The organism is Lichenihabitans sp. Uapishka_5 (genome assembly GCF_033947565.1).
Taxonomy (GTDB): Bacteria; Pseudomonadota; Alphaproteobacteria; order Rhizobiales; family Beijerinckiaceae; genus Lichenihabitans.
Map to the genome: position 1 here is coordinate 22,753 of NZ_JARPVX010000030.1, position 18,027 is coordinate 40,779.

At 67.3% G+C, this 18,027-nt stretch carries 17 protein-coding genes; 8 read left to right on the forward strand and 9 right to left on the reverse strand.

Features of this window, described 5'->3' with window-relative positions:
• Window positions 1-342, forward strand: a complete 342-nt coding sequence (locus P7D22_RS12385; RefSeq protein ID WP_319934548.1) for a DUF952 domain-containing protein — start codon at window positions 1-3, stop codon at window positions 340-342.
• A complete protein-coding gene (locus P7D22_RS12390) occupies window positions 339-1,418 on the forward strand; it encodes a quinone-dependent dihydroorotate dehydrogenase (protein ID WP_319934549.1) in 1,080 nt (359 codons plus the stop codon). Before P7D22_RS12385 ends, P7D22_RS12390 begins: the two co-directional genes overlap by 4 nt.
• A 42-nt stretch (window positions 1,419-1,460) precedes the next feature.
• On the opposite strand, the gene P7D22_RS12395 is transcribed toward P7D22_RS12390, so the two are convergent.
• Window positions 1,461-2,831 carry a LysM peptidoglycan-binding domain-containing protein gene (locus P7D22_RS12395; RefSeq protein WP_319934550.1) on the reverse strand — a complete coding sequence of 457 codons (1,371 nt, stop codon included), beginning with the start codon at window positions 2,829-2,831 and terminating at the stop codon, window positions 1,461-1,463.
• Window positions 2,832-2,984: 153 nt separating this feature from the next.
• On the opposite strand from P7D22_RS12395, the gene P7D22_RS12400 reads away from it, so the two are divergent.
• Window positions 2,985-3,587 carry a TIGR00730 family Rossman fold protein gene (locus tag P7D22_RS12400; RefSeq protein WP_319934551.1) on the forward strand — a complete coding sequence of 201 codons (603 nt, stop codon included), beginning with the start codon at window positions 2,985-2,987 and terminating at the stop codon, window positions 3,585-3,587.
• A gap of 169 nt (window positions 3,588-3,756) precedes the next feature.
• Here the strand turns inward: P7D22_RS12400 and coaD are convergent, their stop codons facing one another.
• The 5 genes from coaD to P7D22_RS12425 all read right to left on the reverse strand — a co-directional run bounded on the left by coaD (window position 3,757) and on the right by P7D22_RS12425 (window position 8,053).
• Window positions 3,757-4,251 (reverse strand): pantetheine-phosphate adenylyltransferase, encoded by a 495-nt coding sequence (gene coaD, locus P7D22_RS12405; RefSeq protein WP_319934552.1) that lies wholly within the window; start codon window positions 4,249-4,251, stop codon window positions 3,757-3,759.
• Complete coding sequence (gyrA, locus tag P7D22_RS12410) at window positions 4,248-7,004, reverse strand: DNA gyrase subunit A (RefSeq protein ID WP_319934553.1); 2,757 nt, start codon at window positions 7,002-7,004, stop codon at window positions 4,248-4,250. The genes coaD and gyrA overlap by 4 nt, the downstream gene beginning before the upstream one ends.
• 131 nt (window positions 7,005-7,135) lie before the next feature.
• Window positions 7,136-7,276, reverse strand: a complete 141-nt coding sequence (locus tag P7D22_RS12415; protein ID WP_319934554.1) for a hypothetical protein — start codon at window positions 7,274-7,276, stop codon at window positions 7,136-7,138.
• Between the two features lie 119 nt (window positions 7,277-7,395).
• Complete coding sequence (locus P7D22_RS12420; RefSeq protein ID WP_319934555.1) at window positions 7,396-7,716, reverse strand: hypothetical protein; 321 nt, start codon at window positions 7,714-7,716, stop codon at window positions 7,396-7,398.
• Window positions 7,717-7,771: 55 nt separating this feature from the next.
• Complete coding sequence (locus P7D22_RS12425; RefSeq protein WP_319934556.1) at window positions 7,772-8,053, reverse strand: hypothetical protein; 282 nt, start codon at window positions 8,051-8,053, stop codon at window positions 7,772-7,774.
• Window positions 8,054-8,329: 276 nt separating this feature from the next.
• Here P7D22_RS12425 and P7D22_RS12430 point away from each other — a divergent pair, with 276 nt between their 5' ends.
• Window positions 8,330-9,199, forward strand: a complete 870-nt coding sequence (locus P7D22_RS12430) for a type 1 glutamine amidotransferase (protein WP_319934557.1) — start codon at window positions 8,330-8,332, stop codon at window positions 9,197-9,199.
• Between the two features lie 74 nt (window positions 9,200-9,273).
• On the opposite strand, the gene ssb is transcribed toward P7D22_RS12430, so the two are convergent.
• Window positions 9,274-9,822 (reverse strand): single-stranded DNA-binding protein, encoded by a 549-nt coding sequence (gene ssb / locus P7D22_RS12435; protein ID WP_319934558.1) that lies wholly within the window; start codon window positions 9,820-9,822, stop codon window positions 9,274-9,276.
• A gap of 332 nt (window positions 9,823-10,154) precedes the next feature.
• Here ssb and uvrA point away from each other — a divergent pair, with 332 nt between their 5' ends.
• The 3 genes from uvrA (at window position 10,155) to trmFO (ending at window position 15,090) form a co-directional block, all read left to right on the forward strand.
• Entirely contained in the window at window positions 10,155-13,109 is a 2,955-nt protein-coding gene (uvrA, locus tag P7D22_RS12440; RefSeq protein WP_319934559.1) for an excinuclease ABC subunit UvrA, read from the forward strand.
• 307 nt (window positions 13,110-13,416) lie between these two features.
• Window positions 13,417-13,569, forward strand: coding sequence for a DUF1127 domain-containing protein (locus P7D22_RS12445; RefSeq protein ID WP_319934560.1), 153 nt, complete (start codon window positions 13,417-13,419; stop codon window positions 13,567-13,569).
• Window positions 13,570-13,692: 123 nt separating this feature from the next.
• Complete coding sequence (trmFO, locus tag P7D22_RS12450; RefSeq protein WP_319934561.1) at window positions 13,693-15,090, forward strand: methylenetetrahydrofolate--tRNA-(uracil(54)-C(5))-methyltransferase (FADH(2)-oxidizing) TrmFO; 1,398 nt, start codon at window positions 13,693-13,695, stop codon at window positions 15,088-15,090.
• A 179-nt stretch (window positions 15,091-15,269) separates the two neighbouring features.
• Here the strand turns inward: trmFO and P7D22_RS12455 are convergent, their stop codons facing one another.
• Together P7D22_RS12455 and tyrS are read right to left on the reverse strand one after the other, a co-directional pair.
• Window positions 15,270-16,166: an NAD-dependent epimerase/dehydratase family protein gene (locus P7D22_RS12455; RefSeq protein ID WP_319934562.1), complete on the reverse strand. Its 897-nt coding sequence runs from the start codon at window positions 16,164-16,166 to the stop codon at window positions 15,270-15,272.
• Between the two features lie 25 nt (window positions 16,167-16,191).
• Window positions 16,192-17,454 carry a tyrosine--tRNA ligase gene (tyrS, locus tag P7D22_RS12460; RefSeq protein WP_319934563.1) on the reverse strand — a complete coding sequence of 421 codons (1,263 nt, stop codon included), beginning with the start codon at window positions 17,452-17,454 and terminating at the stop codon, window positions 16,192-16,194.
• Between the two features lie 153 nt (window positions 17,455-17,607).
• On the opposite strand from tyrS, the gene P7D22_RS12465 reads away from it, so the two are divergent.
• Window positions 17,608-18,027, forward strand: a 420-nt coding sequence (locus P7D22_RS12465) for an anhydro-N-acetylmuramic acid kinase (RefSeq protein ID WP_319934564.1), incomplete at its 3' end; no start/stop codon positions are given.

Sequence of the window (18,027 nt, forward strand, 5' to 3'; positions counted from 1 at the left end):
GTGCTGATTTATAAGATCGTTCCGCGATCGCTCTGGGCCGCTGCCGCGGCGTCCGGCAGTTTCACTGGCGCACCCGTCGATGTGGCGGACGGCTTTATCCATTTCTCGACGGGCGCCCAGGTCCGCGACACAGCCCGGCTGCACTTCGCCGGCCAGGACGACCTCGTGCTCGTGGCCTGCGACGCCGACGCCCTCGGTGCCGCCTTACGTTGGGAGCCGTCGCGCGGCGGTGCCCTGTTCCCCCACCTGTTTGCGCCGCTGCCGGTTGCGGCCGCGTTGTCGGTGATGGACCTGGGGCTCGGCGCCGACGGCGCCCACACGTTTCCGGCCGACCTCGCGTGAGCGGTCTGGCCGACAGGCTGGTGCGGCCGCTCTTGTTGCGCCTCGATCCCGAAACCGCCCACCGGGCCGCCGTCTCGGCCATGCGGCTCGCGCCGATCCGCGCAGCACCGGTCGACCCGCCTGCCCTTGCGGTCGAGGCTTTCGGGCTACGCTTCCCGAACCCGGTCGGGCTCGCGGCCGGTTTCGACAAGAGCGGCAGCCTCGGCGAGGCCGCCTTGCGGTTCGGCTTCGGCTTTACGGAGATCGGCACCCTGACGCCGCGCCCGCAGGACGGCAACCCACGCCCGCGCGTGTTCCGCCTGCCGGACGCGCGCGGCGTCATCAACCGCTACGGTTTCAACAATGACGGCCACGATGTGGCTTGGCGGCGGCTCTCGCAGCGGCCACGGCGGGGGCTGATCGGCATCAATGTCGGGGCCAACAAGGATGCAGTCGACCGCACGGCCGATTATGTAGCCGGCATCGTCCGCTTCGCGGCCTTGGCCGATTATTTCACCCTCAATGTTTCGTCCCCCAACACGCCGGGCCTGCGCGACCTGCAGGCCGCCAAGGCGCTCGACGACCTTCTGGCCCACACCGTCGAGGCCCGCGACCTCGCGACGGCCCGCGACGGCCGCAAGCCTTTGTTGTTGAAGATCGCGCCGGACCTCGACCTCGGCAGCCTCGACGACATCGTGGCGACGGCGCGGCGCCGCGGCATCGACGGTTTGATCGTGTCGAACACCACGATCAGCCGACCCGACGGATGTCGCGACGCTGCGGCCCAGGAGTCAGGTGGCTTGTCGGGACGACCGCTGGCGGCGCTCAGCACAAGGATGCTGGCCGAAACCTTCCTGCGCGTCGAGAAACAGTTCCCGCTCATCGGCGTCGGTGGCATCGACGGCCCGGAAAGCGCCCTCGACAAGCTGCGCGCCGGTGCGACGCTGGTGCAGCTTTATTCCGGCCTGATCTATGAGGGCCTCGGCCTCGTCGGCCGGATCAAGCAGGCGCTCGTCGAAGCTTCGGCGCGGGAAGCGCTGCCGCTCTCGGCCCTTGTGGGGTCGCGAGCCACCCAATGGGTCGAAGCGCGGCTGTAAGGTGTGCGCGCAGGTCGCGCGCCCCGTCGTGCCGCGACCCGATCAAGGGTTCGCCTGCGGCATAACGAAGATCTGGCCCGGGTAGATCAGCCGCGGATCGCGAATCTGTGCCGTATTGGCGGCATAGATCTGCGTGTAACGCCGGCCATGACCCAGCATCTTGCGGCTGATTCGCCACAAGGAATCGCCATGGCTGACCTTGCTGGTCAGCAGTTGCGCCACGACCGCCGGCGTCCCGGTGGGAGCCGTGCCGCTCGAGGGAACTGCAGCCGGAGCAAGGGCCAAAGTCTCGCCGGCGCCCGTCGATGCAGGGACTGCGGCGTCGGGACCAGCGGCCGGCGCGCCCTGCGGCAGGGCCGAAGCCGTCTGGACGGGAGCAGGCGCCGGTGAAGTCGTCACCGCTGGGCCCGTAGGCGGCACCGGCAGGGCGGCATGTCCCTTGCGGGGCCGCAACAGCGACACGGTGCTGGTGGCGCGTGCCGGATAATCGAACGGCACCTCGGCCCGTGCCCGCACGTCGCCCGCCGCCGAGGCCAACTCATCGACCCGGACGGTGTAATGACCCGGCCGCATGCCATGCTGGATCTTCAGCGACCATTGCCCCTCCGGTCCCGCCGTGGCGTTCGCCACAAAGGAGCCGTTCAGATAGATGCGGCACTGGCTTCCCGGCGTCGCATGCCCGGTGGCAAAGACGCCGCCCATCTCCTCGACGTCGACGGTCGAGACAGACACCGGCGGCACCGCTGCGGCGGGCGCCGCGGACAAGAGCTGCGTTGGTCGCCCAGGCTGCAGCATCGCCACAAGGGGTGCCGCCTTAGCCCGCTCGGGCACCGACACCGCGACGCTCTGCGACGACAACGCGTCGGCCGACCCAGGTTCGCCGAGCGACAGCATCAGACTATGGTCGCCGGGTGCCAGGCCCGGGGGCACGAAGGCGACCTGGCCGCTGTCGTCCGCCTTGGCCTCGGCAATCGGGCGGCCCTGGTCGAGCAGCACAACGGTGGCGCCCGCCTTGGCCCGAGCCGCGATGACGCTGTCGCCATTCGGCTCGACCCGGACAATGTCGAAGCTCGGCGTTCCCGCGGGGTGGTCCGCCTTGGCGGATGCATCCGCGGTGCTCCCCGGTGCCGGTGAGCCTGACAGGGATATAGAAGGCGAGGCCGCCTGAGTGTCGGCGAGGGCGACCTTCGTCCGATCAGGCCCTTCGCTTTTTTGGATCGGGGCAGGCATCGACCCTACGGCAGGAGCCGACGCGGGGGTCGAGGCGTGCGGCATCATCGACGGCCATGTCCATCGGTCACCGGTCGCAGACTTCCAGCTCGGAAAGGTGCCGAGCAAGAACAAGAAGATCGCGGCCGTGATGAAGGCGGCGCTTACCGCCAACACCCGGCGGTCGGACATGAAGCTCAACATCGACGCAAGTCCTCACTCGTGCGGCTAATGTAAACAGTTCGTGAATACCTTGCCACCTCTCTGTGCGGTTGATGATTTCCGCGCCAGCCGAAGCCAACCCCATCGTCCCGCTCACGCCTTGACCCGTTCCTGGCCAACCGCCACAACCAAGGCATGACGGCGATCAAGACTTTGTGTGTGTATTGCGGCTCGAGCGCGGGCGTCGATCCGGCGCTCTACCATGCCGCCGAAGACCTTGGGCGGAGCATGGTCGCGGCCGGCATCGACCTCGTCTACGGCGGCGGCAACAACGGGCTGATGGGCGCCATCGCCCGCACGGTGCTGGAGGGCGGCGGCCGGGTCACCGGCATCATCCCGGACTTCCTGCAGCGGCGCGAGAACATGCTGGAAGGCACCCAGGAGATGGTCGTGGTGGCCGACATGCACACCCGCAAGCGGCTGATGTTCGAACGCGCCGACGCCTTCGTGGCGCTGCCGGGCGGCATCGGCACGCTGGAGGAACTGGTCGAGCAACTGACCTGGGTGCAACTCGACCAGCACACGAAGCCCGTGCTGATCGCCGACATCGGCCATTTCTGGAAGCCGCTACTGGCCTTGTTCGCCCACATGCGCGAGTTCGGCTTCGTGCGACAGGACGCAGAACTGAACTATCTGGTGGCCGACCACGCCGCCGACATCGTTCCGATGATCCAGGCCGCGCACGCGAAGACGCTGGCGGCCGGCGGCGAAAAGCGCGATATCAACCCCAAGCTTTGAGGGACTGTGGAGCCCTCATTCCGCGGCCGCGAAGCGGAACCCGGAACCGGGGTTGTGCCCTCAGCGTCGCCGAGACTTTCCGATGCCGGATCTCCGCTCCGCTCCGTCCGGAATGAGGGCCCAGGCTCCGGTTTTCGGAATAAAAACCGCGAACCATGGTCCACCCCTATCAAGCCAGCTTTGCGGCCAGGGCCTGTGCCACGACGGCCGGCACGAAGGCCGTGACGTCGCCGCTGAGCGCTGCGATCTGTCGCACCAGGGTGGCCGCGATATGCCGGGTGCGGCCGGTCGGCGGCAACAGCACGGTCTGGATGGCAGGCGCCATGGCGCCGTTCATGCCGGCGAGCTGCAGCTCGTAGTCGAGGTCCGTGCCGTCCCGCAGGCCCCGGATCATCAGGGCGGCGCCGCAGGCCGCGGCAGCATTCACCGCCAGCGTATCGAAGGTGGTCACCGCCAAGGTACATCCCCGGTCTGCAAGCCGCGCCTCGCAGGTGGCCACGATCATCGCGGCGCGCTCGGCCGCGGTGAACAGCGGGGCCTTGCCGGGGTGGACGCCGATACCCACCACCAGCTTGTCGCAAAGCGCGGCGGCCGCCTCGATCATGTCGAGGTGCCCGTTCGTCAGAGGATCGAACGAGCCCGGGTAGAAGCCGATCCGCATCACAGCTCCGGCGGCACCTCGTCGGCATCGGGCGCATCCGGGGTCGAGCCGTCCGACACCTCTGGGATGCGCTCGACCGACACCACGCGCTCGGATTCATGCGTGTTGAACACAATGACGCCTTGCGTCTTGCGGCCCGCGATGCGGATGCTGTCGACCGGGCAGCGGATCAGCTGGCCGCCATTCGTCACCAGCATGATCTCGTCGCCCCCCTCGACCGAGAAGGACGCGATGAGGCTGCCGTTGCGCTTGGTCACCGACATGGCCGCGAAGCCCTTGCCGCCGCGGTTCGTCACCCGGTACTCGTAGGACGACGTGCGCTTGCCGTAGCCGTTCTCGGACAGCGTCAGGATCGTCTGTTCGGCCGCGCCCATCTCGATATAGCGTTCGGTGGTGATCGTGACGGAGTCGGTCTCCTCGTCCGGAACCTCCTCGGCCACGGCCTCGGCGGCTCCTTCCTCGACGGCGGCATCGCCCGCCATGGCCCGACGACGGCGGAAATAATCGGCGCGTTCCCCCGGGCTCGCATCGGTGTGGCGCAGGATCGCGAGCGAGATCACCTGATCGGCCTTGCCGAGCGCGATGCCGCGCACGCCCATCGAGTCGCGGCCCTTGAACACACGCACGTCGGTGACGGCGAACCGCACGCACTGCCCCATGGCGGTGGTCAGCAGCACGTCATCGTTTTCCGAGCAGATCTGCACGTCGACGATGCCTTCGCCCTCATCGAGCTTCATGGCGATCTTGCCGGAGCGGTTCACCTGGGCGAAGTCCGAGAGCTTGTTGCGTCGCACGGTGCCGCGTGTCGTCGCGAACATCACGTCGAGCTTGTCCCAGGTGTCGACGTCCTCGGGCAGCGGCATGATGGTGGTGATGCGCTCGCCCTGCTCGATCGGCAGCAGGTTGACCAGGGCCTTGCCGCGCGCCTGCGGGGCCGCGAGCGGCAGCCGCCACACCTTTTCCTTGTAGGCCTGCCCCCGCGACGAGAAGAACAGCACGGGCGTGTGGGTCGAGGCCACGAACAGCCGGGCCACGAAATCCTCGTCGCGGGTCTGCATGGCCGAGCGACCCTTGCCGCCGCGCCGCTGCGCCCGGTAGGTCGAGAGCGGCACCCGCTTGATGTAGCCGCCGTGGCTGACGGTGACGACCATGTCCTCGCGCTGGATCAGGTCCTCGTCGTCGAGGTCGGCGACGCTGTCGAGGATCTCGGTGCGGCGTGGCGTGGCGAAGCTGGTCTTCAGCGCCAGCAACTCGCCCTTGATGATGTCGTGGATGCGGACGCGCGAGCTCAGGATGTCGAGCAGGTCGGCGATCTCGGCCGCCAGTTTGTTCAATTGTTCGGCGATCTCGTCGCGGCCGAGCGCCGTCAAACGGGCGAGCCGCAACTCGAGGATGGCCCGCGCCTGCGCTTCCGACAGACGATAGGTGCCGTCCTCGCCAAGCGCATGGCGCGGGTCGGCGATCAGCAGGATGAGAGGCGCCATGTCGCGTGCCGGCCAGGCCCGTGCCATCAACGATTCGCGCGCGGCGCCAGTATCGGGCGCGGTGCGGATCAGCCGGATCACCTCGTCGATATTGGCCACCGCGATGGCGAGGCCGACCTGGATGTGGGCGGCGTCGCGCGCCTTGGTGAGGCGGAACTTGGTGCGCCGGGTGACCACCGTTTCGCGGAAATCCACGAAGGCCACTAGAATGTCGCGCAGCGTCAGCATCTCGGGCCGGCCGCCGTTCAGCGCGATCATGTTGCAGCCGAAGCTCGACTGCAGCTGAGTGAAGCGCCAGAGCTGGTTCAGCACCACGTCCGACACGGCATCGCGCTTCAGCTCGATGACGATCCGCATGCCGTCGCGATCGGATTCGTCGCGCAATTCCGAGATGCCCTCGATGCGCTTTTCGCGCACCATCTCGGCGATCTTCTCGATCAAAGTGGTCTTGTTGACCTGGTAGGGGATCTCCGAGACGATCAGCGCTTCGCGCTCGCGCCGCAGCGTTTCCACCTCGACCTTGGCCCGCATCAGGATGGAGCCGCGTCCGGTGTTATAGGCCGAACGGATGCCACTGCGCCCGATGATCGAGCCGCCGGTTGGGAAATCCGGGCCGGGCACGATCTCGATCAGCGCCTCGGTGTCGATGTCGGGCTGTTCCAGCACCGCGATGGCGGCGTCCAGGATCTCGCCGAGATTGTGGGGCGGGATGTTGGTGGCCATGCCGACCGCGATGCCGCCGGCGCCGTTGACCAGCAGATTCGGGAAGCGCGCCGGCAGAACAACCGGCTCGTGTTCCTTGCCGTCGTAGTTCGGCTGGAAATCGACCGTGTCCTCGTCGATGTCGGCGAGCAGCGCCAGCGCCGGCTTGGCGAGGCGCGATTCGGTGTAGCGCATGGCCGCCGGCGGGTCGCCGTCGATGGAGCCGAAGTTGCCCTGCCCGTCGATCAGCGGCAAGCGCATCGAGAAGCTTTGCGCCATCCGCACCAAGGCATCGTAGATCGCGCTGTCGCCATGCGGATGGTACTTACCCATCACGTCGCCGACGATACGGGCCGACTTCACATGCGCCTTTTCGGGCATGTGGCCGTTTTCGTTCATCGAGAAAAAGATACGCCGATGCACGGGCTTCAAGCCGTCGCGCACATCCGGCAGCGCCCGGCTGACGATCACGCTCATGGCGTAATCGAGGTAGGAGCGCTTCATCTCCTCCGCGATGGACACGGGACGGATGCCCGACGCGTCCTCCGGCTTGTTGTCAGTCTCGGCCAAAACTCATCCGTTCCAGGCTGCGCCGGGCGGCCGCGCGAGCCTGACCCCTTCGAATTCCAAGGACGAGCTTTATCGCCTTTTCGCCAGCCGGCCTAGGGGCATGGGCGCGGCGACCAGGGCTGGAGATCGCTTCATTGGGACGGCGGCGTCGGTTTCGCCTCATCGACGGCGGACGAGACTTGGCGGTCGCTCGGATCCGAACCGGATTCGGCCGTCACAGGCGGACCAATCGCCATGTCGAAGCAACTGAGCCGCTCCACCGGATCGCTCATCGACCAGCAGCCGTATGGAGTCCCGTGGCTCTGCGGCAGAGACTGCGCAAGGACGGCATGCGCGAGGAAGACGCTCGAACCGGCGAGCGCAACGCGCCAGAAGGCGCGCCATCCACGCCTCACCGGAAGAACACGGCCGCCGCCACCACAATGGCGATCACCACGATGACGCCGACCATCAGACCAATGGAGACGCCTTTCGGGCTGGTGGTGTCGCGCACCGCCGGGCCTGCCGCGGCGCCGATCCGGGTCTCGATACGACGCGCCATGTCGATCCGATCGGGCGACACCGGATTGCCGGCCGCCTCGTCGTCGGTGCCGAGCGGCGATAGCCCTGGATCCGCATTGGCGACCTTGTCGCCCGTGCGGCCGGCATCGATGTCAGCCTTGAGCTGGGCGACGGTCGAATGATCGTTCTGGGCTTGGCGCTGCTGTGTCATGCGGCGTCAACGCGCCGGCCCGGCTGGCGCGCCTGTCGCAAAAGGTCGCGTCGGGTCAATGCTGATCGCCATGGCCGCTCCTATGCTGCGCCACCGCACAATCGGCCATGCTGGCATCACTCCAGGCGAGGCAGGCCACAGGACGTCGAAGGGCTGGGTTTTGCTTGCGCGGATCGTTCTTCGCCAGGAGCGGCAGCATGCCGGTCATCACGAACAGGATGTTCAACACCACGAAGATCAGGATCACGGCCTGGGCGGCCCGCGCGGCCTGGGGCGTTTCGCGCTCAGGACGGGGCTCCGGCCGCATCGGCGGGACGGGAGGAAGGAAGCACAGCATGGATGTCGCTTCGACGGGCCGCGAAACCGGAGTGTACGAAGCCTGAGAGCGGAATGTCACGCGAGATGGCGTCGCGGCGAACGCTCATACTTGCGACCGAATGGCACCACGGGCCTATGGTCCCGCACCATGGCGGCCGTCCCGGAGGGAACGAGCGAAGCCGCATGTGTTGCGGTCCTCGGCGTCATTCCGATGCCCCCTTTGCAGCGGCAACTCGGCGCAGTTGATGGCCGGGGCGGGATCGAGGCCCATGTTGCTGGCTATGGAACAAACATCGTGAGCCGTCCGCCCGCATTTCTGGTGTCTGAAAGCGAGACCGCCGAGGCGCGACAAGAACGGCGCCAGGTCACCGGCCGCAGCAGCGGTGAATCCTTTGCCGACCTGTTGCGCGCCATGGTGCCGGGCGCCGCGTGCGAACTGGTGCAGACGGTCGAAGCCGGTCCCGCCGGTGAGCCTTCGCGGGATCTCGCGGGCTATGATGCGGTGTTCCTGGCCGGCTCTCCGCTGCATGTTTATGAGGAAAGCCCGGCGGTGCGGCGCCAGCTCAGCTTCATGCAGGCCGTCTTCGCTTCCGCGACGCCGTGCTTCGGCTCCTGCGCCGGCTTGCAGATCGCAGTGGCAGCCGCAGGGGGACGGGTCCGGCAGAACAAGCGGGGCCACGAGGTCGGGATCGGCCGCCGCATCCTGCGCACCGCGGCCGGACAGGATCATCCCCTGTTGTCAGAGCGGCCCGACGTATTCGACGCCTTGTCGCTCCACTCGGACGAGGTCGAGGCCTTGCCGCCCGGAAGCACGCTGCTGGCCACGAACCGGGTCACCACCGTGCAGGCCGCCGAAATCCGCCATGACGGTGGCGTGTTCTGGGGCGTGCAGTACCATCCCGAGCTGCCGCTCGAGGAGATCGCCGATGCGCTTCGGCGTCAGGGCGAGGAGATCGTCGATCAGAAGCTGGCGCGATCGGAGGCTGACGTGGAGGGCTACGCGGCGGCCATCGAGGACCTCGGCCGCGACCCCGGCCGGCACGACTTGGCGTGGCGGCTCGGCCTCGACGAGCAGGTGACCGACGCGCGGTCTCGCCGGTCGGAAATCTCCATGTTCGTCCGCCATCTCGTCGAGCCGACCCGAAGCCAGCGCGGCCGCGCCTGACGAAACCATCGTCTGAGACTCGGCGGTGAGTTACCGATCCAGGCGAGGTGAAGGCCACCCCGCCTGAACGGCTTTCAGAACGGGATGTCGTCGTCGAGCGTTTCCGACAGATTGCTGCGCCCGCCGCCGCCGCTTCCGCGGCTCTCGCCACCCCGGCTTTCGCCGCCGCCGGACGGTCGGCCGAAGCTGCGGCCACCGCCACCGCCGCCCGATCCACCCTCGTAGCCGGCATCGTCGCCGTAGTCGCCACCGCCGCCGCCGCCGCCAGCACCGCGGCTATCCATCAGCGTGAGCTCACCGCGATAGCGTTGCAGGACAATCTCGGTGTTGTACTTCTCAGCGCCGTCCTTGTCGGTGTATTTGCGCGTCTGCAGCTGCCCCTCGACATAAACCTTGGAGCCCTTCTTCAGGTACTGCTCCGCGATCTTGGCGAGGTTCTCGTTGAAGATCACCACGCGGTGCCATTCGGTCTTGTCCTTGCGCTCGCCCGACTGCTTGTCGCGCCAGCTTTCGGTGGTGGCGAGGCGGAGGTTCACCACCGCATCGCCCGACGTCATGCGACGCACTTCCGGATCGGCGCCGAGATTGCCGATCAGGATTACCTTGTTGACGCTTCCCGCCATGGCTCAGGTCCTCTCAATTACCGGTATCCTAGCTTAATCCGATCCGGGCCGCTGCAACTCTTCCCGGCTTGTCCCCAACCACAGGATGGCGGGCCTGGACCGACGCGTCATCGCGAGGCGTCGCCGTCGTTGCGGCACAGCCCGCGGCGCCGCGGTTCTGGTATGCTTCGCTTCGCTCGCAAGGACGTGCGGGATATCCCGGCATTGCTTGCGTTCCTGCTTCGTTCTAGCCTGGCGCACAATCATCGCAGGCCTGAGTCGCGCCTGCCTGCTGACGCGCGGCTTCCTGCGACTTACATGGGGGTCACGCCCCTCGTTCCGGTCCCTTGCCGATGCCGCCTCGCCAGAAGATTGCCGCCCCGAAGCCGCCCGCGTCGAAAGCCGTCGCGGCCGTGACGGCTGGACAGGTGGAGCAATTGTTCGAGGGCCGTGCCATCACCATCCGTGGGGCACGCGAGCACAATCTGAAGAACGTCGACCTGACGATCCCGCGCGACAAGCTGGTGGTGTTCACCGGGCTGTCGGGTTCGGGCAAGTCGTCGCTCGCTTTCGACACCATCTATGCCGAAGGGCAGCGGCGCTATGTCGAGTCGCTGTCGGCCTATGCCCGGCAATTCCTCGAGATGATGGGCAAGCCCGATGTCGACCAGATCGACGGCCTGTCGCCCGCCATCTCGATCGAGCAGAAGACCACCTCCAAGAACCCGCGCTCGACCGTTGGCACCGTGACGGAGATCCACGACTACATGCGCCTCCTGTGGGCGCGCGTCGGCATTCCCTATTCGCCCGCGACCGGCCTGCCGATCGAAAGCCAGACCGTGAGCCAGATGGTGGACCGGGTTCTGGCCCTGCCCGACCGCACGCGCCTCTACCTGCTGGCGCCCGTGGTGCGGGGCCGCAAGGGCGAATACCGCAAGGAGATCGCCGAGTTTCAGAAGAAAGGCTTCCAACGCCTAAAGATCGATGGCGAATTTCACGACATCGACGACGTTCCGGCGCTCGACAAGAAGCTGAAGCACGACATTGCCGTGGTGGTGGACCGCCTCGTGGTGCGGCCCGACATCGCCACCCGCCTGGCGGAGAGTTTCGAAACGGCACTCGACCTGGCGGATGGCATCGCCGAGGTGGAATTTGCCGAGGCGATCGAGGGTTACGGCCCTGTTCTCACGTTCTCGTCGAAATTCGCTTGTCCGGTTTCCGGCTTCACGATCCCCGAGATCGAGCCGCGGCTGTTCTCCTTCAACAACCCGTTCGGGGCCTGCCCAACCTGCGCCGGCCTTGGGTCGCAGATGACGGTCGACCCGGAACGGGTGATCCCCGATCCGAAGCTCACGCTGAAGCGCGGCGTCGTGGCGCCCTGGGCCAAGTCGACATCGCCCTATTACGGCCAGACCCTCGAAGCCTTGGCCAAGCACTTCAAGTGCAAGATGGACACCAAGTGGGACGCGCTGCCCGAGGAGATGCGGCAGGCGGTGCTGTTCGGCACCGGCAAGACCGAGGTGACCTTCACCTATAATGATGGGGCGCGTGCCTATGGGGTGACGAAACCCTTCGAGGGCGTGGTGCGCAACCTCGAACGCCGCTTCAAGGAAACCGAAAGCGAGTTCGCCCGCGAGGAGATCTCGCGCTTCATGGGCGCCACGCCCTGCGTCGCCTGCGGCGGCGCCCGGCTGAAGCCCGAGGCTCTCGCCGTGAAGATCGACCGGGAAACCATCGCGGCGGTGTCGGACCTGTCGATCCGCAAGGCCAAGGTCTGGTTCGAGGGGCTGCCGGAGCGGCTCGACGCCAAGCGCAACGAAATCGCGGCCCGCATCCTGAAGGAAATCCGCGACCGCCTGTCGTTCCTGCTCGACGTGGGGCTCGACTACCTCACCCTGTCGCGCGCCGCCGGCACGCTGTCGGGCGGCGAAAGCCAGCGCATCCGGCTGGCATCACAAATCGGCTCGGGGCTGACGGGCGTGCTCTACGTGCTGGACGAGCCCTCCATCGGCCTGCACCAGCGCGACAACGAGCGCCTGCTCGACACCCTGCGGCGGCTGCGGGGCCTCGGCAACAGCGTCATTGTGGTGGAACACGACGAGGATGCCATCCGGGCCGCCGACTATGTGGTGGATGTCGGGCCGGGGGCCGGCATCCATGGCGGCGAGATCGTTTCGGTCGGCACGCCGGCCGAGATCATGGCCGACCCCAATTCGATGACCGGACAATACCTCACGGGTGTCCGCATGGTCGGGGTGCCGCGCCATCGCCGCTCGCCCAAGGGGGGTGAACACCTGCAGATCGTCGGCGCTCGCGGCAACAACCTGAAGGATGTGTCGGTCGACATCCCGCTCGGCACCTTCACCTGCGTCACCGGCGTGTCGGGCGGCGGCAAGTCGACCCTTGTGGTCGACACCCTCTACAAGGCCGTGGCCCGCAGGCTCAACGGCGCCATCGAGCATCCGGCGGCTTTCACCGACCTGATCGGTCTCGAACACCTCGACAAGGTGATCGACATCGACCAGTCGCCGATCGGCCGGACGCCGCGCTCGAACCCCGCCACCTATACGGGCGCCTTCACGCCCATCCGCGACTGGTTCGCGGGCCTGCCCGAGTCGAAGGCCCGCGGCTACCAGCCCGGACGCTTCTCGTTCAACGTCAAGGGCGGCCGCTGCGAAGCGTGCCAGGGGGACGGCGTCATCAAGATCGAGATGCACTTCTTGCCCGACATCTACGTCACCTGCGACGTCTGCAAGGGCAAGCGCTACGGGCGCGAAACGCTCGAAGTGAAATATCGCGACCGCTCGATCGCCGACGTGCTCGACATGTCGGTCGAGGAAGCCGCGACCTTGTTCCGCCCGGTGCCCTCCATCCGAGACAAGATGGACACGCTGGCGCGGGTGGGGCTCGGTTACATCCGGGTCGGCCAGCAGGCCAACACGCTGTCGGGCGGCGAAGCGCAGCGCGTCAAGCTGTCGAAGGAACTGTCGCGCCGCTCGACGGGCCGTACTCTCTACATCCTGGACGAGCCCACCACCGGCCTGCATTTCCACGATGTCGCAAAGCTGCTCGAGGTGCTGCACGAGTTGGTCGACCAGGGCAATACCGTGGTGGTGATCGAGCACAACCTCGAGGTCATCAAGACGGCCGACTATGTGATCGACATGGGTCCGGAGGGCGGCGACGGCGGCGGCCGGGTGGTGGCGACCGGAAGCCCGGAAGAGATCGCCCAGAACCCGGAAAGCCACACAGGACGCTTCCTGCGCGAGGTGCTGGACCGCAGGCCCCTGCAAAGGGCGGCCGAATAGGGCGAGCCTGTCGCCTGCAGGACCACCCTGGGGGCGAAATCCGGCGTCCTCTGAAGCGTTGCGTCATGCGGTTGACACATGCGGTATGCGCGCACGGGACACCGGAAATTGGCCTCGACAGGCCCGAAATGCCCGCTATCGCGAAACTCTTAACGAAGTGTCGCGCCGGACCATGCGATGAACGCATGGCTGACTGGGATGATTGAGCAATTCTCAAGGTGCTGAGCGTCTGTATATTGCACTGCATCAACCCGATGGTTGCGGGCAAGCCCGACAGGGTGACCCGCCGATGCAAGGACAACATCCCATGTTCAAGACCCTGACCCTGAAGTACGTGACCTGGCGCCGGTTCCGCGACTCGGTTCGCGAACTGTCCCGCCTGTCGGATCGCGAGTTGAGCGATCTTGGCATCGGCCGCGCCGACATCAGCACGGTGGCTCGCCAGAGCCTCCAGAGCTAAGCCACCCATTCATTTTGAGTGGCGGCAGGGTTCTGGCCCTGTGGCCTCAACAAACGCCCGCCGTCCTCCCACGGTGGGCGTTTTGCCGTTTGAGGGTCACGGAGGGCCTGCTAGAAGCCTCCGATGAGCACCCTTCCCCCCGTTCACGTCATCGGTGCCGGCCTGGCCGGCAGCGAGGCCGCCTTTCAGATCGCCGAAGCCGGTGTCCCGGTGGTGTTGCACGAGATGCGACCCGTTCGGCCCACCGAAGCGCATCATACGGATGGCTTCGCCGAGCTGGTCTGCTCCAATTCGTTCCGCTCCGACGATGCCGATACGAATGCGGTCGGCTTGATCCATCGCGAAATGCGGACCCTGTCGTCGCTCATCATGGCGGCGGCCGACAAGCATCAGGTGCCGGCCGGCGGCGCGCTCGCGGTCGACCGCGACGGCTTTTCGCAGGCCGTCACCGCCACGCTCGAAGCCCACCCGCTCGTCACGATCGACCGCAACGAGGTGGCCGGGCTGCCGCCAGCCGATTGGGACCTGGTGATCGTCGCCACCGGCCCCCTCACATCCCCGGCCCTCGCGGCGGCGGTCGGCACCCTGACGGGCGAGCAGGAGCTCGCCTTCTTCGACGCCATCGCGCCCATCGTCTACCGCGACTCGATCGACATGGGTAAGGCGTGGTTCCAGTCGCGCTACGACAAGGCCGGACCGGGCGGCACGGGGGCCGACTACATCAATTGCCCGCTCGACCGCGACGGCTATTTCGCCTTCATCGAAGCGTTGCGGGCCGGCGACACGACGAGCTTCAAGCAATGGGAGGGCACGCCCTATTTCAACGGCTGCCTGCCCATCGAGGTGATGGCCGAGCGGGGGGCCGAGACGCTGCGGTTCGGGCCGATGAAGCCCGTCGGCCTCACCAACCCGCATAACCCCACCGTCAAGCCCTATGGCATCATCCAGCTCCGCCAGGACAATGCGCTCGGCACCCTCTACAACATGGTCGGCTTCCAGACGAAGCTGAAGCATGCCGACCAGGTTCGGGTGTTCCGCACCATCCCCGGCCTCGAAAAGGCCGAATTCGCCCGGCTCGGCGGCCTGCACCGCAACACGTTCCTGAACTCGCCCCGCGTGCTCGACACGCGGCTCCGCCTGAAAGCCATGCCGCGCCTGCGCTTCGCCGGGCAGATCACCGGCTGTGAAGGCTATGTGGAAAGCGCCGCCATCGGACTCGTGGCTGGCCGGCTCGCCGCTGCCGAGCGTCTCGGTCGCGACTTCGCCATGCCGCCCGTCACGACGGCGCTCGGCGCCCTGCTGAACCACATCACCGGCGGACATATCGCGGTGGTGGATGCGGGCCCGCCCTCGTTCCAGCCGATGAACGTCAATTTCGGCCTGTTCCCGCCGCTCGAGGCCGCCCCTAAGGCGACGGACGGCAAGCGGCTGCGCGGCCCCGAAAAGGCGATGGCCAAGAAGCGCGCCTTCACGGCGCGGGCCGGGGACGACCTGCAACGCTGGATGGCGGCCGGCGCCTGAAAGCAGCGCCTCATACCAAGCTGCGTTGACGACGACGGGTCCTTCATTCCGGGCAAGCGCAGCGCAGACCCGGAACCGGAGAGCCTCGGCGTCGCGGGCCGGAGCACACCGGTTCCGGGTTCGGCTGCGTCGCCCCGGAATGAGGGTCGTCGAGAGGGTACGACCGATGAAGGTTGGAATTACAGGTTGAGTTCGGCGAAGAGATCGCTTCCGGGCCGGTAGCCGATCAGGCGCGCGCCGCTGGCGAGATCCCAATCCGTATCCCGGTTATTCGATACGCCATTCACCACGATGCCGGGCTGTGGCCAGGCGGACGGGTCGGCCGAAACCGCTGCCAGCGCCAGCGCCGCGAGATCCGGGTTCGAGAGCCACATGCCGCGAAACCAGCGCAGATCGCGCCGTGCCTCCGGGGTGTCAGCCTCAGGCAAGCCGCCGATCACCGAGCCGGCGTGGCTGATCGTGTCAGGCCGGTTGTCGCCGGGCTGGGCCCAGCCGATGCGCAGCGCGACGCTCGTCAGGCTGCCGCCCGATCCCGCCGCCATCGCGGCACAAAAGCGCTCCCCCATCAGCTTTGCCGTCGCGTAAGCGGTCGAGTCCTGCTGGCGCGTGCCGTCGTGCCATCGCGTGCCCGGCGCAGGCGGCAATGTGGCGGTGAGACCACTGGGGCGAAGCCGATCGGCGAGCGGCGCATCCTTGTAGCCGCCCATGACGTGGTTCGAGGAAGCGAAGACGAACCGCCGCACGCCGTGCCGAGCCGCCGCGAGCCCCAGATTGGCGGTCATGTCGAAGGACCGCGCCGCCTGGAGCCATGTCGCGTCGACGTCCGGGTTCTCGGCCGCCAGATGCACCACGGCATCGAGACCCACGAGGGCCTCGACCCAGGATCCGGCAGGGTCGGTCAGGTCGCCGGTGACGAAACTCAGGCGGTCGTCGGCGGAGGACTCGGGCACGGCCGCGAGGTCGAGCCCGACGACCCGGCGGCACCAAGGTGCCTGCAGCAGCGCCGAAACCAGCTTGCGGCCGAGATTGCCTGCGGCGCCCGTGACCAGCACCGAGGACGGAATCGCGAAATCCATGGGCGGCTCCGACAAGGGTGGGAGGTCAATCGACCTTGACGAGGACGTGCTTCTTGCGGCCGAGCGACAATTTGACGGCGCCATCGGCTACCCGGTCGGCCTCGGTCAGCACGCGGCGATCATCGGTCAGCGGCATGTCGTTGATCCTGAGGCCGCCCCCCTTGATCTGGCGGCGCGCTTCGCCGGTCGAGGCCACGAGGCCGGCCCGCACAAAGGCGGCCAGCACGCCGAGACCCGCCTCCCATTCCGGCGCCGGCACGGTGACGCTCGGCAGGTCGGCCGCGGTCACGCCCTCGACAAAGGTCTGCTGGGCCGTCGCGGCGGCCCGGTCGGCCTCCTCGCGGCCATGCATCAGCGCGGTCGCCTCGGTGGCCAGCACCTTCTTGGCCTCGTTGATCTCGGCGCCCCCGAGCGCCGCCAGCCGCGCCACCTCGTCGAGCCCGAGCAGCGTGTAGAGTTTGAGGAACCGCCCGACATCGGCGTCCTCGGTGTTGCGCCAGAACTGCCAATAGTCGTAGGGCGACTTCATATCGGCGTTCAGCCACATGGCGCCCTGCGCCGACTTGCCCATCTTGGCGCCGGACGCTGTGGTGATCAGCGGACACGTCAGGGCGTAGAGTTGCGGCGTCCCCATCCGGCGGCCGAGGTCGATGCCGGTGACGATGTTGCCCCATTGGTCGGAGCCGCCCATCTGCATGCGCATGCCATGCCGGCGGTTCAGCTCGACGAAGTCATAGGCCTGCAGACACATGTAGTTGAATTCGAGGAACGACAATTCGTGCTCGCGCTCAAGCCTGAGCTTGACGCTGTCCATCGACAACATGCGGTTGACCGAGAAATGCCGGCCGACGTCGCGCAGGAAGGCGATGTAGTTGAGCCGCGTCAGCCAGTCGGCATTGTCCACCATGGTGGCGTCCGTGGCGCCGTCGCCGAAGCGCAGCAGTCGCGCAAAGGTTCGCTTCAGGCTGGCCTTGTTGGCTTCGATGCCGTCGAGCGTCAACATCTGCCGGCTTTGGTCCTTGCCGGAGGGGTCGCCGACCTGGGTGGTGCCGCCGCCCATCAGCACCACGGGCTTGTTGCCGGTCTGCTGCAGCCAATGCAGCATCATGATCGACAGGAGATTGCCGACGTGGAACGACGGCGCCGTGCAGTCGTAGCCCACATAGGTGGTCAGCTCGCCCTTCAGCGCCAGCGCGTCGATGCCGGCGAGGTCGGATGCCTGGTGCAGGTAGCCGCGCTCGGTCATCAGGCGCAGGAAGTCGGATTGCGGCTTGGGCGTGTCGGACATCGCTTAAGGGTTCCGGGCCGCCGCCACGCACCCCGGGGCGCGGCACGGCAGCACTGTGTTAAGCTCGACCGGCGAGGATGCGTCCGGCTCGGCTGGTGCTTAGGGGGTCGGTCGCCCCCTGGCAACCGAGGGCGCCGCGGCGGGGGGCACGGCATGCGCGCGATCGGGCTGATGAGCGGCACCTCGATGGACGGCATCGACGTCGCTTTGCTGGACACCGACGGCGAGGCGGCGTTGCGCTTCGGCCCGAGCGATGGCTTTCCTTATGCAGAGGCCGATCGCGCCCTCCTGCGCGCGGCCTTGGCCGCCGCCACGGTACTCACCGACCGCGCCGCGCGGCCGCAACCGCTAGCCGAAGCGGAGCGGCGCCTCACGGCCCTGCATGCGGAAGCGGTCGAAAACTTTCTCGACCGGCATGCCATCGACCGGGCCGGCGTTGACCTCGTGGGATTTCATGGGCAAACGGTGCTGCACAGGCCCGAGGCCCGACTGACGGTGCAGATTGGCGACGCCGGCGCGCTGGCGGACCGGCTCGGCCTGCCGGTGGTGGCCGACCTGCGGGCGGCCGATGTC

Coding starts and splice junctions, on each gene's coding strand:
- P7D22_RS12395 (WP_319934550.1), bottom strand. CDS start 2,831: ATGTTGAGCTTCATGTCCGACCGCCGGGTGTTGGCGGTAAGCGCCGCC.
- P7D22_RS12400 (WP_319934551.1), top strand. CDS start 2,985: ATGACGGCGATCAAGACTTTGTGTGTGTATTGCGGCTCGAGCGCGGGC.
- P7D22_RS12415 (WP_319934554.1), bottom strand. CDS start 7,276: ATGAGCGATCCGGTGGAGCGGCTCAGTTGCTTCGACATGGCGATTGGT.
- P7D22_RS12420 (WP_319934555.1), bottom strand. CDS start 7,716: ATGACACAGCAGCGCCAAGCCCAGAACGATCATTCGACCGTCGCCCAG.
- P7D22_RS12425 (WP_319934556.1), bottom strand. CDS start 8,053: ATGCTGTGCTTCCTTCCTCCCGTCCCGCCGATGCGGCCGGAGCCCCGT.
- ssb (WP_319934558.1), bottom strand. CDS start 9,822: ATGGCGGGAAGCGTCAACAAGGTAATCCTGATCGGCAATCTCGGCGCC.
- uvrA (WP_319934559.1), top strand. CDS start 10,155: ATGCCGCCTCGCCAGAAGATTGCCGCCCCGAAGCCGCCCGCGTCGAAA.
- P7D22_RS12445 (WP_319934560.1), top strand. CDS start 13,417: ATGTTCAAGACCCTGACCCTGAAGTACGTGACCTGGCGCCGGTTCCGC.
- trmFO (WP_319934561.1), top strand. CDS start 13,693: ATGAGCACCCTTCCCCCCGTTCACGTCATCGGTGCCGGCCTGGCCGGC.
- P7D22_RS12455 (WP_319934562.1), bottom strand. CDS start 16,166: ATGGATTTCGCGATTCCGTCCTCGGTGCTGGTCACGGGCGCCGCAGGC.
- tyrS (WP_319934563.1), bottom strand. CDS start 17,454: ATGTCCGACACGCCCAAGCCGCAATCCGACTTCCTGCGCCTGATGACC.